The following is an 18,080-nucleotide window of genomic DNA, read 5'->3' as shown; positions in this document are numbered from 1 at the left end:
AGGAATTTCATTGTCCAGACCACTCCGCGTTCTCCGCTCCTCCGTTCGCTCCGCGTTTCAACTCTTTGAACCCGCAAGCCCATCCAAGCGACCAACTCGCAACAGCGAGGTGATCGCGAAACAAGCTGCCAAGTCAAGATCAGGGTGATTCGACCGTGATTGCCACAAAGATGGGCGAACTGCTGTCGTCTCCCTTGATCAACTCGATCGTCTCGAGCGGTTCTTGGCGTTTCGGGGTGAGCTTCAAGTAGCGAACCTGCTGGCCGCGAACGTCAAACGCGAACTCCGATTCCGGAACATCCACGCGGCGGATGTAGTCAGCGAAGTGCATACCGTTGAGCAGCTTGTGGTCTTCCACTTCGCCATCGGCATACTTCAGACGAACCGTTGCGGTGTGTGACCCTTCGGATCCGAATGGGAAGCCCCAACCGCTGACGGCACCCAGAATATGAATCGCGGACGCACTCGCGTTGCAAACGATCGGCACCTGCTTGGGCATCGATGGTGGCTTGCTGCCTTGCGGCCCGTGCAACAGGATCACATTCGGCACGCGTCCGTCTTGCGGATCGACCAAGCTGAACGGCACGCCGTTGTGCTGCTTGGGTCCCCAATCCGAGAAGATGATTCGGTCGGGACCGTTGTCACCGTTGCTGAACATCCCTTTGGTGCTGACCGCCGTGGCGATCCCCGAGAATGACAATGGTGTGTACTTGCCGCGAGCGGTCAGGAACTCGAGCAAGTTCGTCATTTCTTCCTTTTTGATCTGGCTTTCAAAACCTTCCGGCATCAACGATTGGCTGGAAGCATTCAATTGCTCGATTTCTTCCCGCAAGATCGTGTGCCGTTTGGCTTGAGCATCGATCAATTCAATCGATGTCCGCGATTCACCACCGAGCATCCCTGTGAAGACTTGGCCCTCGGTCGTCAGCACGGCAAACGTACGGAAGTTGCCTTCCACGCTTTGGTTGGGATCCAAGATGTGCGTCAACAGTTCTTCCTTTGGATGAACCGCCATACCAGTCAAATCGGGACCGACGTCGGCTCCTTCGCCGCTGTGGCGATGACAGTTGGCACAATGCTTCTTGAACACCTGGGCTCCCAGTGTCGCATTGCCTTTCGCGTGAGCAACCGGCAACCACTCGTGCAGCAACGCAACTCGGTTCGCAGTCGGAACACCACCGGATGACTTCAGCAGCTTTTCAGCTCGCTGCTTGATCGCCTTGTCGGGGTGGTTGCTCAGAGCTTGTCGTTGATCGAGCGAAAGATCCGACATTCGCAGTTCACCCGCTTCGATGCTGTCGATCAATTCCAACGTCGTGTTGGGACGAGAAAGCAAAACACGAATGATGGAACCGCGAACCGACGGGGTTGATGCTGCGGTCTGTTCGATCAGAGCACCACCGAGTTCTTCGCTGCGACTGGATTTCAGTGCATCCAGAATTCCAACCGTTGCGGCGGGTGACGTTTGCGGACCGATGCTTTCCAGCAGATCGAAAACCACATCGTCGTCGGTTGGCTGCATCGCGACCAATTGGCGAGCCGAGCTGATTCGATCTCGATCGCTGAGCGAATCGTCCTGGACCAATTCGAGCATCTGGTCGGCCAGTTCAGCAACCTTTTCGGTCAACGCGTCGGTGCCCCACATCTCGGACAACTGAACAAGCTGACTTTGTTGATCGACGGAGACTTGATCGAACAAGGCAACCAGTTGCGACTCAGCGGCTTCGGGAAGCTCAACGCTGTGATCCTTTGGCCATCCCTCCGCGAGTCCTTCCAAAACACCGGAGGCGTTGCCCGCAGCGGTTTTGGCAACCGATTCAATCAAGCCTTGCAGTGATTTGGCATCGGGTTGCGATCGAGCGAAGTGTTCGCTGATCACGTTGAGTCGACCGCGGATCGATCGCGAAAGGTCGCGTTCCGGCGCGGATGCCAACACAGCTGGCAAAGCCCCACCGGCGTGCATCGCAGTCGCACTTGTCCATGCATCAAGCAACCATCGATCGTCGCCGAGACTCTTCATCGATTGAACCAATGCACTGACAACCATGTCGGTGGTCGGCGTGGTCGGCTCAGCCAATTTCAGCAACGCTGCCAATTGGACTTGAGCATTGCCGTCGCTCAACACGCCGGATTCGATCAGATGTTGAATGTCTTCTTCAGAGCTTCCGAGCACCTTCACCGCCGATCGACGAACCCCAGCACTGGGATGCTGCAAAGCTTCTCGAACAGCGGCATCGATCGTCGCGTTGCCGCTGCCGACCATTCCCAATCCATCCAGCGTCCACAGAGCGTGAATCGCTCCGGGAGTCAAACCAATCGCGTCTTGATCCTCATCGGCGATCAATTCCAACAAAGACGAAACCGTCGCATCATCAAGCTGGCCCAGCTCCACCAACAAGCGTTGAGCTTGCGAGCGAACCGGCATGGCGGAATGGCTCAAAGCAGCCAACAAGCCTGGTACATCGTCCGAGCTCAAACTTGGAACAGAAACTGTCTTGGCGTCATCTCCATCGGTGACCAAGCGATAAACTCGCCCGTACTTTTTGTCTCGCAGGTCGGTCTCGTAAGCGTTGCCTTTGCCGGTTTCGAAACCGTGCGGCGTTGGGTTGTGTTGGATGATGTAGTTGTACCAATCCAGAACCCAAACAAATCCGTCCGGCCCAGTTTCTGCCATGATCGGCGCCGCCCACTCATCATCGCTGGCGACCAAGTTGAATGGGCTGGTGGATTTGAATCCGGCTCCGTCAGGTGTCAACACAAACGTGCCGACCAAGTGCCCCGTGGGACCGCACACAAACGCGGTTCGGTTCCACCAAGCTTGCGGGTACTGCCGAGCAGTGTAAATGCCATGACCGGCCGCAGCGGTGTAGCCGCCATGCTGGTCCACCTGACGAATGTTCGGCGTGATCGGATCGAACAAGTGAGTGTCCGAGATCATGCGCAATGTTTGAGGTGACCACCCGCGAACTTGTTCGTAGTAGCGGTTTGGAATCGGCAAGAAGTTGCTGGGGTTTCGGTTGGCGGTCGATCCGAACACCAAGCCTTCTTCGGTGAAACCCAATCCCCAGGTGTTGTTGTCGGTCGCTCGCATGAACTCGACCTTGTCGACACGCAACGTGTGATCAGAGAAGTCGTTTCCAGCGGCTGATCCGTCGATTGCATTGGCTTCTCCATTCGGATCGGCGTTCACTTTGAAACGCCAAAAACCTTGCCGAAACCCTTGCTGGCGTTCACCGTTGATAACCGGGCGAGAGGCGTTGTAGCCTTGCATCCCCCAAATCCAGTTGTCCAATCCATAGCGGAAGTTGCTGACGCCACCGTGAGTGTCGCCCAGTGCCCAACCGGTAATCAGAGTTTGGCGGAAGTCGGCTTTGTCGTCGCCATCAATGTCCTTCAGGTAAACCGTTTCTTGGCCGTCCTGAACGATGACGCCACCGCGGTAGCAAACCAACGTCGTGGGAATGCTCAATTCCTCGGCGAACAACGTGAACTTGTCAGCCACGCCGTCTTGGTCGGTGTCTTCACAAATTCGGATACGGTCGCGGCCTTTGCCCTTGGGCTGCAGTTCGTTGGGGTAATCCATCGTTTCGCAAACCCACAAACGCCCACGTTCGTCCCAAGTCATCGCGATAGGCTTGCCTCCCATACCACCTTCTGAGGCCCACAACTCCATGTGCATGCCCTTCGGATTGACATAGCGTTTGATCGATTCCTCAGGCGGCAACGGGTCCTGCATCAACGTTTTTAATTCGCCTTGTTCGCCCCATTTTTCGCCCGCGGTGTAGTTGGGAATCTTTGCGCCGACATCGGTGAACGTGAACGGCTTGTCGCCTTCGGGAAGCGATGTCATTTCGGGCACTGGGAACGCGGCCGCATCCGCAAACTCGCCGGCTTGTTGTGGATCTTTCTTTGCAACCCAGCGAATGCCACGCTCGACCAAGTTCAGAAATCCGGGATTGGTCCACGTTCGGCTGTCATGTCCCCACGCGGTGTAGAAAACACGCCCTTTGCCCTGATCACGAACCCAAGTCCATGGTTCTCGTCCGCTGGAATCGACGCGGTATTCCAAGACGGTTCGGTTCGTCTCGTTGTGCAGGTGATGAACGTAGGTTTCATCCCAACTTTCGAATCCGCTGTAACCCTTCATCACTTCATGATTGGGTTTATCAGGCGTCGTTCGAAACACGCCCGTTCCGTGACGTTGAAACTGAGCCCCCATCAACGCAACGATTTCAGAGTTGTTGCGGAAGCAATAAGTTGCGCAGTGCAGCGGCACAAACCCGCCACCTTCTTCGACGTATTGCAACAATGCATCGGCTTGTGGTTTCGCGATCTCATCGATGTTGGCGTACAACACCAACGCATCGTATTCGTTCAGCTTGTCCAAACTCAGCATCGACATATCGTCGGTGTAGGTCAGGTCGATGCCGTTGCTTTCCATCGCGGGCTGCAATTCACCGAACCGCGGCCTGGGTTGATGATGCCCGTTGTCGCCCAAAAACAGCACGTTGAGTCGGCGCTGGTCGGCGGAGAATGCGTTCTCGGCATGCCAAGCCGAGGTGGCCGTCCAAGACGCGAGGAAAGCGATCGCGATAAGCAAGGTGTTCTTCATTAGGATGGGACGACAACAAGTGCCGTGATACGAAGTGTTCGGAAGGAGGTCGACGCCGGATCTTCCATGACGACCGTGCGGAGTCGAGCAGTCAAAGCGGCAGAGCAAGCCATTGTGATGCAAACAACGACTTGATGCTAAACATAGCTACGCAAGCAACAATGAGAAATCACGCACCTCGCATGTAAAATTTCACCAGGCTACTCGATTCGTTGGTGCCAAAGACGGCGAAAAAACGATGGAATTGGAACCGCTTTCATCGGTGGCACATAACATAACATTCGGACGTAAGCGACGTCCCGGAACAATCGTCGTTCGTTCTCTACGAAATAGCAAACTGATTGGATCAGCCGGCGAACAGATCCGCTAACGTTTTTGACCAAGCGTCCCAATCCTCGGCGGCGGCCTCGAAGTCAACACGCATCCAACGCACCGGTTCACTTGGCAAAACAGCGGGAGGGAATTTGCTCTCTTTGCTGATCGGCAACTGACTGCTTCGCCCCATCGCCAATCGATCTTCGATCTCAGGCGTCATTAGAAAGTCAGCGAGCTTGCCCGCCGCGACCGGATGCGGGGCGTTCTTGAGGATTGCCAATGTGTTTGGGATTCGAAGCGTTCCGGGTTGCTCCGGTTGTTGATCGGGATAAATGATTTCGACCGGATACCCCAAGTCCTTTTCGATGATCGCGTCATCGGTGTCCGTCAGTCCCCAAGCCACCTTGCCGGACGAAACCGCCTGCGCGACTTGCTTGTTGCCCGACAACACCACCGCGTTTTCGTGGATGCTTTCCAACAACTCCAGCGTCTTCTCTTTGCCCATGATGTCTCGCAGCACAGCAAAATGCGTCGCCGTGGTTCCAAACAACGGCCGAGCCATGGCACAGTTCTGTTCCCACTTGGGATCCGCCAGTTCGTTCACGCGAGTCGGACGCTCATCGATGCTGGGTAGCAAATCTGTATTGATAAGCAACACCCGAGCTCGCGCAGCAAACCCGCACCATGTCCCATCGCTGGCGACCATGTCTTGCGGCCAAGTCGACGGCACCCGCCAATCATGAGGCTCGAGAATGCCTAGCTTCTGCAAACGCACCGTGTGCATGATCTCGTTGTTCCAAAACAGATCGCATCTCGGTGCGTCAGCCTCGGCGATCAATTGGTTGGCCAAGCCGACTGTCTTGGTGGATTCGATGTCGTACTTTCCGATCACGCCCACCTCATTCTCGGTCGATCGCTCGAACGCGGCCAAAATAGGAGCCGCGAAATCTTCGTCGAGAGCCGAATAAACGACGACGTCGGATTCGCTACGAGACACACAACCGGAACAAAACGCCAGCCAGACGGCGACGGAAACGAGTTGCAGGGCGGAAAACGAAGCGACGGGGACGCAGACAGTTTTCAATGACACGTGAAGCCGAGTACGCTGGAGGAATGATGGACAAGCGTTTGCAAACTCGATTATGGCGTGTGCTGCTCGCGATGGCGATCGGTGGGATCGTTTCGTTGACCACCCCGTCGCTCTCGGCGGATGAAAACGACTTCGACGAAACCGGCTTGCTGACGCGAGAAGGCCAGCACTTGAGATTGACCAGCGATGTCGACGATGCGTTGCTACTGAACGATCTGATTCAGTCCTTTGACGATTCGGTTCCTCAATGGTTGGCGTTTTGGGGCGTGCCGGAATCTCGGGCTGCGAACTGGAAGATCCAAGGTTACTTGATGAGGAACGTCGACACGTTTCGCAAATCAGGTGCCCTCCCAAACTATGTGCCGCGATTCGACCACGGATACTCGACGCCGCAGACGATTTGGATCCGCCACCAAGACACGACGTACTACAACCGCCACTTGGTGTTGCACGAAGGAATTCATTCGCTCGCGTTTGAACTGTTTGGTGCTGGCGGCCCAAGCTGGTACATGGAGGGCACCGCGGAATTGTTGGCACTGCATCGCGATCGCGTTCCAACGCCCTCAAAGCAACCACGATCGGAGCTCTCGCTGAACACATCGGTGCTGGCACAATCGATGGATGTGTTCACCATCAATCAGTTGCCACGCGACCGCTTGGACACTCCTGGATGGGGACGCTACAAGATCGTCGCCCAACATCGAGAGGCGGGCACATTGCCCACGCTCAAATCCGTTCTCAAACTGCCCACTGAACTGAACGGAGAAGTCGAAGCCTACACGTGGTGCTGGGCCGCATCTTCGCTGTTCACCAAATCTCCTGAATCCAATGCCGCGTTTTTGAAAGCGGCTCGCAACGGCTCGGATCAAAGCGAAGCGTTCACATCCGAATTCTATCGCGAAGTCGCGGAACAATGGCCCGTGTTATCGGCACGCTGGCGGTTGATGATGAATGATCTCGACTATGGCTTTGATTGGTCGCGTCATCGGGTGAAGCTATCCACATCCGATCCCCGTGCCAGCGGAGTGCCCATTCAAATGAGGGTGACGCCGGATCAGTCCTGGCAATCGGTTGGCGTGTGGTTTCCCAAAGGAGCCCGCCTGCGTTTCGCAGCCGACGGACGATGTCACGTCACGCCGGATTGGATCAGTGAACCCGCGGGCATCACGCTGGAATACAACCGTGGCCATCCACTTGGTCAGCTGCAAGTTTGCGTGCTTCCAATCGCAACACCGGCCGGAACAACCATCCCTGGTCTGGACATTCGCCCGGTCATCACACGAGCCGACATGGCAAAGTCCACTGCCATCGCATCAGAAGAATCCACCGATGAGTCAACGCCAACGATGGGAACAAGCGTGATTGCAATCACCGAACCTTCGTGGGTCCTCCTGAGAATCAACCTGCCCGCCGGCCACACCCCGGTCGATACCACCCCAGACACCCAAGAAGCCTACCAAGTCCAAATCGCACCAATCTGGTGATTGCATCTACCTTCTGAAAGTAGGCCATGTCCCACATGGCACCCAACCAATGCTTTGGAACAAAGCGAGGCGCCACCTCCCGCGTCTCACCACCCCATTTGCAACGTCCATTTTGCAATTTGCAATCTCTCCGCCCCACAATTCACCGCCCCGCAATCGTCACGCTATCCAACAAACGCCGCATCTCCGCAACCGCTTCTCGCATTCCGACCATCACCGATCGACTGACGATGCTGTGCCCGATGTTCAGTTCCGCCATCCCATCGATCGCCGCGACAGGTCGCACGTTGACGTAGTTCAATCCGTGCCCGGCGTGCAAACGCATTCCCGCATCACGAATCATCTTGCCGGTATCCGCTAGTCGCCCCAACTCGTGCTCCACCGCGGTGCCTCGTGCCAACGCATACGGCCCCGTGTGCAGTTCCACCGCGTCAACTTTCAACTTCGCTGCCGCCTCGATCTGATTGGGTTCTGGATCCAAGAACAGGCTGGTTGCAATCCCGGCGTCTTTCAGCATTAGGATCGCATCGGCAATGCGGCCTGAGTCACCGGCGACGTTCAAGCCACCTTCGGTGGTCACTTCTTCACGGCTTTCGGGCACCAACAATGCCCAATCGGGTTGCACACGGCAACAGATCGCCAGGACATCAGCCGCGCAAGCCAATTCAAAATTCGTTCGCACTTGAACCGTCTGCACGAACAGCTCCACGTCGCGATCGGAGATATGCCGTCGATCTTCGCGCAGGTGAAACGTGATGCCATCCGCTCCGCCCTGTTCCGCTAGCGATGCCGCGGTGATCGGATCCGGTTCCTGCCCCCGACGAGCTTGACGGAGTGTTGCAACATGATCGACGTTGACACCGAGATCAATGAAATGCGGCATGAGTGGAATGAAAAAATGAAATGAAGGAAAGGGAAGTCGCTATCGTCCGGAGATCGAAGCATCAGCCGCCGGGCATTGGCACCGTTTACCGAACTCAAACTGGACACAAACGCATACCGGCTGATCAACAGTCCGCTAAGACATCGTGCAACCAAATAAGTTCGGAGGCAATGTCGCCGGCCAAGTCATTTCGACCGGCCGATTCGGGCATCACCGACCAAGCGTACGTTTCCACTTCCAAGTGCCCGGTGAACTGAAGCGGCTGTCGACGCTTCGATGCATCCGTCAGTTCGACGATGCTCTTCAGCGTGTCCAGCACATCGCTTCGAGTGGTTTGCAGATGTCCAAATTGTTCGGCAAAGATCGGCACATGGAAATGGATCATCCATCGCTTGTCAGCCGCATAACGACTTGGGTTGGCATCCAAATCCGCCAGCACCGCGGGCAAGTCTTCTTCCAAGACAAACTTCCCCGACGCCGTCACTCGGCCGGTTTGATGCAGGTAACGATCTTCCGCGAACGAACGCAGCTGAATCAGGGTTGCTTCGCGATCGGTGTCCGCGATTCGGCTCCAATCCACCACGATCGCACTGCTGATTTGAATCTTGCCGACAACGATCCCGGCTTTGGCATAAGCGGCCAACACGTCATGTTGCGATTCGCCCATCACAGCCGAATGACAAACGTCGTGGCAAACGCCGATGTAGCGACGGTGCGTGGCATCGGGCAATTGTTTATCAAACCAATCGATCACCTTGGCCGCGGTGTCCAAGATGCATCCTGGTTCGGGTTCGATCGCCAACACGATTCGCTTGCCCGTGCGATCCTCCAATCGCCGCAGGTCTTCCGCCATGCGTCGCAGATTGGTTCCCGCATGATGCAACTGGTCGTCGGTGACACTGACTCGGTTGCCGTCTTCATCGGTCGATTGAGGCCAACCGATTGGCAACGTGCTGATCGTGCCCAGATTCGTATCGGCCGGCAGGATCTCAGCCAAGATCTTCGCCAGCTCACGCGTGTAAATGATTCGCTCGTCTTCCCACCAAGTCGGCGAGTACACCGCGTGTTTGACAACGTCTTGATGAAAGTTGTCATGCGGGAACCCGTTGATGGTGTAGGCGAGCAAGCGTGCTTGTTTCATCGCCGAGGTCAGCGGTTTCAGTCCGTTGCGTCGCAGGTCCGCGGTCGCTTCGGCCGACAACCACAAACCGATTCCCAACGGCGGTGCGGTGCTGACGATGGTCGCGAAATTTTTGCCCGTCTGAACCTTTGGCGAACCGTTCTCATCGGCGTACTGCGAATTCAAGATCCGGCGTCGAACTTCCGCGGAAATGTTCTGCAGATTGTCCGTCACGCCCGCAACATCCGCTCCCGCGTGAATGTTGGTGCAATACCCCACCGTCCAACGGATCGGCGAGTCAGAATCACTGGAACGTTTCGCTCCTTTGGCGTCGTCCACCGCTTTGCCGTGTGACTTTTCGATGACCGCTGTGACGTCGGGAAAACCGGTGGGCGATGATGTCATGCTTGGTGAGTGTCCAGTTTGCGTCGAGATTTTGCGTCAGACTGTGCGGTTCGCTGGCGGGAAGGGTCATCCAACTCCAATGACGAACTGTCCCGCAAAGGTTAAGCTGCGTGACAAGATTTGTCGCCCCAGGTGAACGCGGCGAGCGGGTCTTTTCACCCTTCCACTTGCATCCATTTTGTCACGCCAACCGAATGCCACACACCACGGCCGAAATCATTTCCATCGGCGACGAAATGATCACCGGAGCTCGATTGGACACGAACACCCAGTGGCTCAGTCAGCGGTTGGGCGAATTGGGCGTGGACGTTCAATTTCACACCACCGTCGCCGACACCCTGTCGCACAACACCGACGTTTTCCGGATCGCCGCTCGACGAGCGGACGTGGTGGTCGCAACGGGTGGACTGGGGCCCACACGAGATGACCTGACTCGCGAAGCCATCGCTGAATCACTGGGACTGCCACTGCAATTGCACGAACCTTCGCTGAAGTTCATTCGCGGCATGTTCAAACGCCGCGGCCGCGAAATGCCGGAACGCAACCATTGCCAGGCCATGTTCCCGCTGGGATCCACCCCCATTCACAACCCGCAAGGGACCGCGCCCGGCATCGACGTTCGTGCGACTCGCGAAGACGGCACCCAATCTCGCATCTTCGCCCTGCCAGGCGTCCCGGCTGAGATGAAAACGATGTTCGACGAATCGGTGGCTCCCGCGGTTCTGGCAACCAACGGCCAGCGTCAGCACATCGCCCACCACATCATGAAATTCTTTGGCATCGGCGAAAGTGACATGGAAGCCAAACTGGGCGGCATGATCGCTCGAGACCGCCAGCCGCGAGTCGGCATCACCGTCAGCGCCGCGACCATTTCACTGCGCATCGTCGCGACCGGGGAAACTCCCGAGGCTTGCGAAGCCGCGATTGCCGGCACCCGCGATGAGATTCTTGAGAAAGCGGGCGAGTACTATTTTGGCGACGGCGAAACGTTTGAACAACATCACGCCGTGATCCGACACCTCAACAAAGTCGGCCAACGTTTGCTGTTGGTGGAACTCGGCCGCGCCGCTCCGCTGGGTGATTGGTTCGCTGCGGTTTCGGACGAGCCCGGATTCACCGCGGATGTTCCCGCATTCATCGGCGGAATTTCACTCGCCAACCTCGACGATCTGCGACAATGGACCGGGATGGCCGACGACGCTTCCGCGGAAACGTGTTTGACCGCACTGCGTCAACGGTTATCGGCCGACTGGGTGTTGCTCGTCGACGAGTACCCCAGCCTGCATCAAACCAGCGATCATCCGCTGCCGGGAAGCAATGTCACATTCCTCGTTGCAGCACCCGATGGTTCGTTCCCATCCATCACACAACACCTCGGAGCTCACCCGAGCATCTTGCACGCCCGCGTCGCAAAAGCGGGTTTGTTCTGGTTACGAAAGTGTTTTGTTACCGCCCCATCAGGAGTTTGAAACCATGATTCGATCCATCGTTTTGGTGTTCGCTTGTATCACAATGCTTGTCACCAACGTCAGCGTGGCGACCGCACAAGCTCCCACGGAATCGACCGACAAAGATGCTCGCGAATTGCGATTGGCCAAGTACCTCAGCGGTGCCACGTTCACGGGCCACTTCACCGTCGATGGCAAAGAAGATCGAGCGTTGAAGCCCGAGTCGTACACGATCAAGTCGTGCGAGAAACTTCCCGAGCCTGATATGTACTCGATGAAAGTCGCCATCAAATACGGTGACACCGATGGCGAGTTCCCGATGCAACTGAAGATCCTTTGGTCGGATCGCACCCCGGTCATCACCATGGATTCCGTTTGGATCCCCGGACTGGGAACGTTCTCTTCGCGAGTTCTGATTCACGACGGACGCTACGCCGGCACTTGGCAGCATGATGCAAAGGGCGGTCACTTGTTCGGCAAAATCACGCCCGCGAAAGAGCAATAGCCACCGTCTGACATTTGTCCAAACGAGAAAGATCCAACAGAAATTCGGAGCAGCCAAGCGTTTCATAAGCCAGTCTTCAAGAGCCATCACGCCACCACCGGGCTCGCCGCCGTGTATATTCCATTGCGGCAAATGCACAATCGGCTGACCAGACGATCTTCCTCCATGATGGAATGTCAGGCTTATGACGCTCAATCGACAAGGCCGTTCATTCTCTCGGGTCCGTCTTTCTGTCTTTCTCTTCACAATCATCTTGGGTTGTGAAGCGAACGCCGTTGACTTCATCAAAGACATTGAACCGATCTTTCAGGCTCATTGCATCGATTGCCATGGACCGGATGAACAGGAAAGCCAGTTTCGCCTGGACCGCCTGGCCGCTCTGATTTCCGGTGGCAACTCCGGCGAACCCGCCGTCGTGCCGGGAAAACCGGGCGAGAGTTTTCTACTGAAACTCATTCAGCACGAAGAATCCGGTATGGAAATGCCGCCCGATGATTCGCTCTCGGATTCTGAAATCGCGTCGATCAAAGCGTGGATCGCCGGCGGTGCCAAGACTCCCGAAAGCTACGGACCTGAGAAGACGGACATCGAACTATCGCACTGGTCGTTTCAGCCGGTGAAACGTTCGCACGGAAGTTCCATCGATCGTTTCATTCATGAAAAACTGGTGGCCAACGGTTTGACCTTGTCACCGACCGCCGAACGAAAGGTTTTGGTTCGGCGATTGTATCTTGTCATGCTCGGTATCCCGCCAACACCGGAACAGGTCGAAGCGTTTGCGACCGATGAAAGTGACGACGCCTGGCAGAACCTTGTCGAGCGTGTTCTCGCCAGCCCGCATTACGGCGAGCGATGGGCGACGTACTGGTTGGACTTGGTGCGATTTGGCGAGACTCACGGCTATGAAATGAACCGTGAACGCCCGACAGCCTGGCAGTATCGCGATTGGGTCATCGAGTCGCTCAATGACGACAAGCCCTATGACGAGTTTGTAAGGCAGCAGATCGCTGGCGATGCATTGGGAGCGGACGTCGCAACCGGGTTCTTGGTTGCTGGTCCGGTCGATCAAGTCAAAGGGTCCGATCCGAAGCTGCGACAGACTCAGCGGATGAACGAGTTGGACGACATGATCAACACCACCGGCACCGCGTTCTTGGGGCTGACGACTGGATGCGCACGATGCCACAACCACAAGTTCGATCCAATCAGCCAGCGTGATTACTACTCCATGCAAGCCGTGTTCGCTGGCGTCCAGCATGGCGATCGCGCACTGCCACCCACGCCGGAAACCGCGAAACGAATCGCATCGCTCGATGAGGAGATCTCCGGACTAACCAACCGATTGAAGAAATTCATCGTCATTGACGAGTCGAAGCCCCGTCCGGCAGTCAACGCAAAGCGAAACGAAGAGGTCTTCGAAGAACGAGAAGCCCGGTTCATTCGTTTCACCATTCAGAAAACCACCGGCGGGGAAGGGTGCTTGGATGAGCTGGAAATTTATTCCAACGGACTCAATGTCGCTTTGGCGAGCAGCGGTTCCAAGGTGATATCGTCCGGCGACTTCGTGCATCCAAAACACAAGTTGATGCACATCAATGATGGTCGCCACGGCAATGACCACAGCTGGATTGTCGATTCTTCCAGTGGCGGCTGGGTGCAAATTGAACTCGCCGAACCAACCGTCATCGACCGCATCGTGTGGAGTCGCGATCGCAGCGGAAAATACAGCGACCGATTGCCGATCGAATATCGCATCGACTCCGCCAGGGAAGCTGACAACTGGGAATTGCTCACATCATCGGCGGATCGCAAAACGTTCACCGGCAAAAAGTCAGCGAGTCCAAAGTATCAGTTCGAAAAGTTTCCCTCTGCGGAAGCACAGCAAGGACGAGATTGGCAAAACCGTTTGCAGGCGGCTCTCGAAGAAAAGCAACAACTCGAGAAGTCAACGCTCGTTTATGCGGGGACGTTCGTACAACCCGGGCCAACTCATCGTCTTTATCGCGGCGAGCCGGACGCGAAGCGTGAGCAAGTTGCTCCCAACGCGATCGAAGTTTTCACGTCATTGAATTTGGCAACCAATGCACCCGAGCGGGACCGTCGTCTCGCATTGGCAAACTGGATCGCCAGCAAGGACAACCCGCTGACCGCTCGCGTGATCGTCAACCGCTTGTGGCAATTCCACTTTGGCACGGGAATCGTCGATACGCCCAGTGATTTTGGACTCAACGGATCACCGCCCAGTCACCCCGAGCTACTCGATTGGCTGGCCAGCGAACTGATGGACCACGATTGGTCTCTCAAACACATCCATCGGCTCATTCTTAATTCAGACACATGGCGACAAAGCAATCGGCCCCACGAAGATGCTATCCGAGTCGATGCGACCTCTCGCTTGCTATGGCGTTTCCCTCCGCGACGATTGGAGGCGGAAGCCATTCGCGATTCCATTCTTGCCGTCACCGATGTGCTTGATCTTGAGGCCGCCGGTGGGCCAGGCTTCAGCCCGTTTGAAGTGGAACTGGAGAACGTGCGGCACTATCACGCAAAACAAACGTTCGGCCCAGCAGATTGGCGACGGATGATCTACATGACCAAGGTTCGTCAAGAACGCGAGCAGGTGTTCGGTGCTTTTGATTGTCCCGACGCCAGCATGGTCGTGGCGAAACGCAGTCGCTCCACCACGCCACTGCAAGCGTTGAATCTTCTGAACAGTCGATTTGTCATGCAACAAGCTGACCTATTCGCGAAGCGTTTGGAAAATGAATCAGACACACTGTCACATCAAATCACGCGAGCTTGGCGGTTGTGTTTTCAACGAAAGCCAACCGATGAAGAACTAGCCGATAGCGTCAGTTTCATCGAGCAAGAAGGCATTCAACAATTCACCCGGGCGATGCTGAATGCAAACGAGTTTGTGTTCATTCCGTAATTGGGAGCGACGCGAAGAGAGTAAATCATGACTCCATTCCTAAACCGCAGACACTTTCTCACTCAAGCGACGTCTGGGCTAAGCAGCATCGCTCTGGCGAGCTTGCTTGATCAACAACGATTGCTCGCTGATTCAACACCAATTCGCCCGAACATCGATCCGGCGAAACCGTTTGCCAGCCGACCTCCGCACCATCCTGCCGCTGCGAAAAACGTGTTGGTGATCTTTTGCGCTGGCGCTTGCAGTCAACTCGATACCTTTGACTACAAACCGGAGCTGATCAAACGCCACGGTCAGCCGATGCCGGGTGCGGAGTCCTTGGTAACGTTTCAAGGCGAACAAGGGATGCTGACCAAGAGTCCGTGGGCGTTCAAACCACGTGGCCAGTCGGGCAAGATGATCTCGGAGCTGGTGCCTCAACTCGGAGAACTTGCCGACGACATGTGCTTTTTCCATTCGTTGACGGGGAAAACCAACACGCACGGGCCCGGCGAAAACTTCATGTCGACTGGTCAAACGCTCGACGGTTTCCCCAGTATGGGAGCGTGGGCGACATGGGCCCTTGGAACCGAAAACGAAAACCTACCCGCCTACGTCGCGATCGCCGATCCGCGTGGCACTCCGCAGTCAAGCGTCAACAACTGGGGACCAGGATTTCTGCCGGCCGCCTTTCAAGGCACCGAATTCAGTGCCCTCAAACCGCTGGATAACCTAGACATCCCGGCGGGTGTCAGTCCCGAAACCGATCGAGCAACTCGCGGTTTTCTAGAACGGATGAACCAACGGCATCTCAAACAATTTCCGGGTGATACCGAATTGGCAGCCAGGATTTCCAGCTATCAACTCGCGGCGAGAATGCAGTTGAGCGTTCCCGAAGTCACCGACTTATCGAGCGAATCGAAGAGCACCCTAAGGGAATACGGAGCCGACGATTCGCAGAACATTCTGAAGGCACAATTCGCGAAGAACTGCATCCTCGCGCGGCGGCTGATTGAGAACGGTGTCCGCTTTGTGCAGCTGTTCAACGGCGCCTATCAAACCGGCGGCGAAGGTGTGAGCAATTGGGATGGACATAAATCGCTTCACGAACAATACAGCAAGCACGGTCCGGTGCTCGATCAACCCTGCGCCGCTCTGCTGAGAGACATGAAGCGGCGTGGGCTGTTGAAAGACACTTTGGTCGTATGGATGACCGAGTTCGGGCGCATGCCAACTTTCCAGAAAGGAGCAAGCGGGCGTGACCACAATCCGGAAGGCTTCACCGCATGGATGATGGGAGCCGGCGTCAAAGCCCCCTTCACATACGGAGCAACCGACGAATTCGGTTACAAAGCCGTCGAGAATATCAGCACCGTCTACGACCTCCACGCCACGATTTTGCATCTGTTGGGTTTGAACCACAAGCGGCTCACCTACTATCACAACGGCTTTGAACGTCGCCTGACAGATGTCCACGGCCACGTCCTCAACGAAGTCCTAAATTGAGGTTCGCGATCGGCCTTGGGACTCGCTTATCCAAGCCTCACTTCCGCGTGTACACCAGCACCGCGTAAGCCCCAAAGGACACCGCCGCTCGAGCGGGCAGACCGTCGTACGGCTGGTCCGTCGCATCGACATGTTCAACCGGGTGATCGTCGAAGTCTTGATCGTAGCCGGACCAATCTGTGTTCAGCTTCAATTGCCAATCGCCTGAATCGGGAAAACCGATTTCGTATTGATCCCAAGAACGATTGGCAAAGTTGGCCAGCACCAAAACGTCGTCTTGAGGATCCTCGGCACGCCGCACGAACGCGACGACCTTGTCATTTTCATTGACGTGATGCATCACGATGTGTTGGCCCGTCAACCCTTTTGACAAACCGTCTTTGTTCAAACGCAAATGAATGAGATCACGGAACAGACGTTTGATTCCTCGAAGGCGGCGAGTCCGTTCCCACTCGAGCGGATCCGTGTCCTCGAACCAGTCGTCTTCCAACATCTCTTGGCCTTGAAACAACATCGGAACTCCCGGTGCAGTCAACGCCAAAGCCGCTGCCAGGATCGTTCGTTTCTTTGCAAAGCGGCTTTCGGGATCCTCCGCATCGATCTCGCTGGGAACGCGAGACTTGCCGTTGGCAACTTCGTCATGCGATTCGCTGTACACGACTCGTTGGAAAGCGTCGCCGTTGTATCGATGACACAACGCGTCTCGCACCGCCCACATGTCTCGATGTGCATCGTCGATCTCTTGCACCGCCGCTCGGATCGGGTGAACGAAGGCCGCGTCCCACTGGGTTGTGAAGCCCGCACCGCCTTGGTCTTCCGTCTTGGTCAACCAGTTGTTGGTCTGCAAGTCTTCCGCGATCAAGTAACACCCCGGAAACTCGTTTCGCAAATCGCGATTGATCCACTGCATCAATCCCCAGCCTTCCGCGATGTCGTCGTCGCCGATACCGGAAACCGTACGAATGTAGGCGGTCATGTCATACCGCAATCCATCAGCATGGTATTCCCGCATCCACATCATTGCGTTGTCGTGGATGAACTGGCGAACTTCGCCGCGACCGTAGTCAGGTCGCGTGTCGCCCCAAGGCGTGTTGGACCGGTGATCCTGATAGAAGTAGATGCCGCCCTTGTCGTTCTCGCTCCAACCATCGAACTGCCACAAATCCAAATCGCTGGGGCCAAAGTGGTTGTAGACAACGTCGATGATCACCGCGAAACCAGCTTCATGTGCTGCGTCGACAAACGCTTTCAACGCGTCCGGACCACCATAAGCCTGTTCGACCGCAAAGATGTGCGCTGGGTTGTAACCCCACGAAAGATCCCCAGCGAACTCGGCGACCGGCATGATCTGAATCGCATTGATACCGAGCTCTTTGAGATGCTTGAACTTCGCAACCGCATCGGAGAACGTTCCCGGTTGATCGGGATCGTCTCGATGAAACGTTCCGATGTGCATCTCGTAGATCACCAACTCGTTCTGAGTCGGCCGGTGAAAGGTCGGATGCTTCCAATCGAATGTGTCTTTGTAGACGACCGCGTTGCCGATCGAGTTGGTGACTTCGCGGGCGTACGGGTCGATGCGATCAAAGGAGTTGTCGCCTCGGGTGATTCTGTACTTGTATTCGTCACCCGCTTTCGCATTGGCAACGTTCACGTACCAAGTCCCGTGCTCTTCTCGCTTCAGCGGAGCGGCTTCTGATTGCCAATCGTTGAACGTGCCGACCACGCTCACGCGATCCGCGTTGGGTGCCCAAACTCGGAACGCAACTCCGTCGTCGTGAACGATGGCCCCCATTCCTGG

At 56.1% G+C, this 18,080-nt stretch carries 10 protein-coding genes; 5 read left to right on the top strand and 5 right to left on the bottom strand.

The features are described from left to right. Window positions 1–139 precede the first annotated feature (139 nt). Window positions 140–4,612: a PVC-type heme-binding CxxCH protein gene (locus RE6C_RS17155; RefSeq protein WP_008658502.1), complete on the bottom strand. Its 4,473-nt coding sequence runs from the start codon at window positions 4,610–4,612 to the stop codon at window positions 140–142. A 346-nt stretch (window positions 4,613–4,958) separates the two neighbouring features. Further along, a complete protein-coding gene (locus RE6C_RS17150; protein ID WP_008658500.1) occupies window positions 4,959–6,017 on the bottom strand; it encodes an extracellular solute-binding protein in 1,059 nt (352 codons plus the stop codon). On the opposite strand from RE6C_RS17150, the gene RE6C_RS17145 reads away from it, so the two are divergent. Next, a complete protein-coding gene (locus RE6C_RS17145; protein WP_008658501.1) occupies window positions 6,011–7,501 on the top strand; it encodes a hypothetical protein in 1,491 nt (496 codons plus the stop codon). The two genes, RE6C_RS17150 and RE6C_RS17145, sit on opposite strands and share 7 nt — an antisense overlap. Window positions 7,502–7,643: 142 nt before the next feature. Here the strand turns inward: RE6C_RS17145 and RE6C_RS17140 are convergent, their stop codons facing one another. Both RE6C_RS17140 and eboE read right to left on the bottom strand, forming a co-directional pair. Then, on the bottom strand, window positions 7,644–8,384 hold the full coding sequence (locus RE6C_RS17140; protein WP_008658499.1) for a pyridoxine 5'-phosphate synthase: 741 nt from the start codon (window positions 8,382–8,384) through the stop codon (window positions 7,644–7,646). Between the two features lie 124 nt (window positions 8,385–8,508). Further along, on the bottom strand, window positions 8,509–9,909 hold the full coding sequence (eboE, locus tag RE6C_RS17135; RefSeq protein WP_008658498.1) for a metabolite traffic protein EboE: 1,401 nt from the start codon (window positions 9,907–9,909) through the stop codon (window positions 8,509–8,511). A gap of 194 nt (window positions 9,910–10,103) precedes the next feature. Between eboE and RE6C_RS17130 the strand changes: the two genes are divergently transcribed. The 4 genes from RE6C_RS17130 (at window position 10,104) to RE6C_RS17115 (ending at window position 16,279) form a co-directional block, all read left to right on the top strand. Further along, window positions 10,104–11,378 (top strand): competence/damage-inducible protein A, encoded by a 1,275-nt coding sequence (locus tag RE6C_RS17130; RefSeq protein ID WP_039962363.1) that lies wholly within the window; start codon window positions 10,104–10,106, stop codon window positions 11,376–11,378. Between the two features lie 4 nt (window positions 11,379–11,382). Then, complete coding sequence (locus RE6C_RS17125) at window positions 11,383–11,862, top strand: hypothetical protein (RefSeq protein WP_008658496.1); 480 nt, start codon at window positions 11,383–11,385, stop codon at window positions 11,860–11,862. Window positions 11,863–12,046: 184 nt separating this feature from the next. Continuing rightward, complete coding sequence (locus RE6C_RS17120; protein ID WP_008658494.1) at window positions 12,047–14,794, top strand: PSD1 and planctomycete cytochrome C domain-containing protein; 2,748 nt, start codon at window positions 12,047–12,049, stop codon at window positions 14,792–14,794. 27 nt (window positions 14,795–14,821) lie between these two features. Beyond that, complete coding sequence (locus RE6C_RS17115; protein ID WP_039962362.1) at window positions 14,822–16,279, top strand: DUF1501 domain-containing protein; 1,458 nt, start codon at window positions 14,822–14,824, stop codon at window positions 16,277–16,279. Window positions 16,280–16,316: 37 nt separating this feature from the next. On the opposite strand, the gene RE6C_RS17110 is transcribed toward RE6C_RS17115, so the two are convergent. Then, window positions 16,317–18,080: alpha-amylase family glycosyl hydrolase (locus tag RE6C_RS17110; RefSeq protein WP_039962369.1), on the bottom strand; the 1,764-nt coding region annotated here is incomplete at its 5' end.

The sequence above is a fragment of the Rhodopirellula europaea 6C genome (assembly GCF_000338295.1).
Lineage (GTDB): Bacteria > Planctomycetota > Planctomycetia > Pirellulales > Pirellulaceae > Rhodopirellula > Rhodopirellula europaea.
This window is presented reverse-complemented; position numbering and strand designations above follow the sequence as displayed.

Coding starts and splice junctions, on each gene's coding strand:
- RE6C_RS17155 (WP_008658502.1), bottom strand. CDS start 4,612: ATGAAGAACACCTTGCTTATCGCGATCGCTTTCCTCGCGTCTTGGACG.
- RE6C_RS17145 (WP_008658501.1), top strand. CDS start 6,011: ATGACACGTGAAGCCGAGTACGCTGGAGGAATGATGGACAAGCGTTTG.
- RE6C_RS17140 (WP_008658499.1), bottom strand. CDS start 8,384: ATGCCGCATTTCATTGATCTCGGTGTCAACGTCGATCATGTTGCAACA.
- eboE (WP_008658498.1), bottom strand. CDS start 9,909: ATGACATCATCGCCCACCGGTTTTCCCGACGTCACAGCGGTCATCGAA.
- RE6C_RS17130 (WP_039962363.1), top strand. CDS start 10,104: ATGCCACACACCACGGCCGAAATCATTTCCATCGGCGACGAAATGATC.
- RE6C_RS17125 (WP_008658496.1), top strand. CDS start 11,383: ATGATTCGATCCATCGTTTTGGTGTTCGCTTGTATCACAATGCTTGTC.
- RE6C_RS17120 (WP_008658494.1), top strand. CDS start 12,047: ATGACGCTCAATCGACAAGGCCGTTCATTCTCTCGGGTCCGTCTTTCT.
- RE6C_RS17115 (WP_039962362.1), top strand. CDS start 14,822: ATGACTCCATTCCTAAACCGCAGACACTTTCTCACTCAAGCGACGTCT.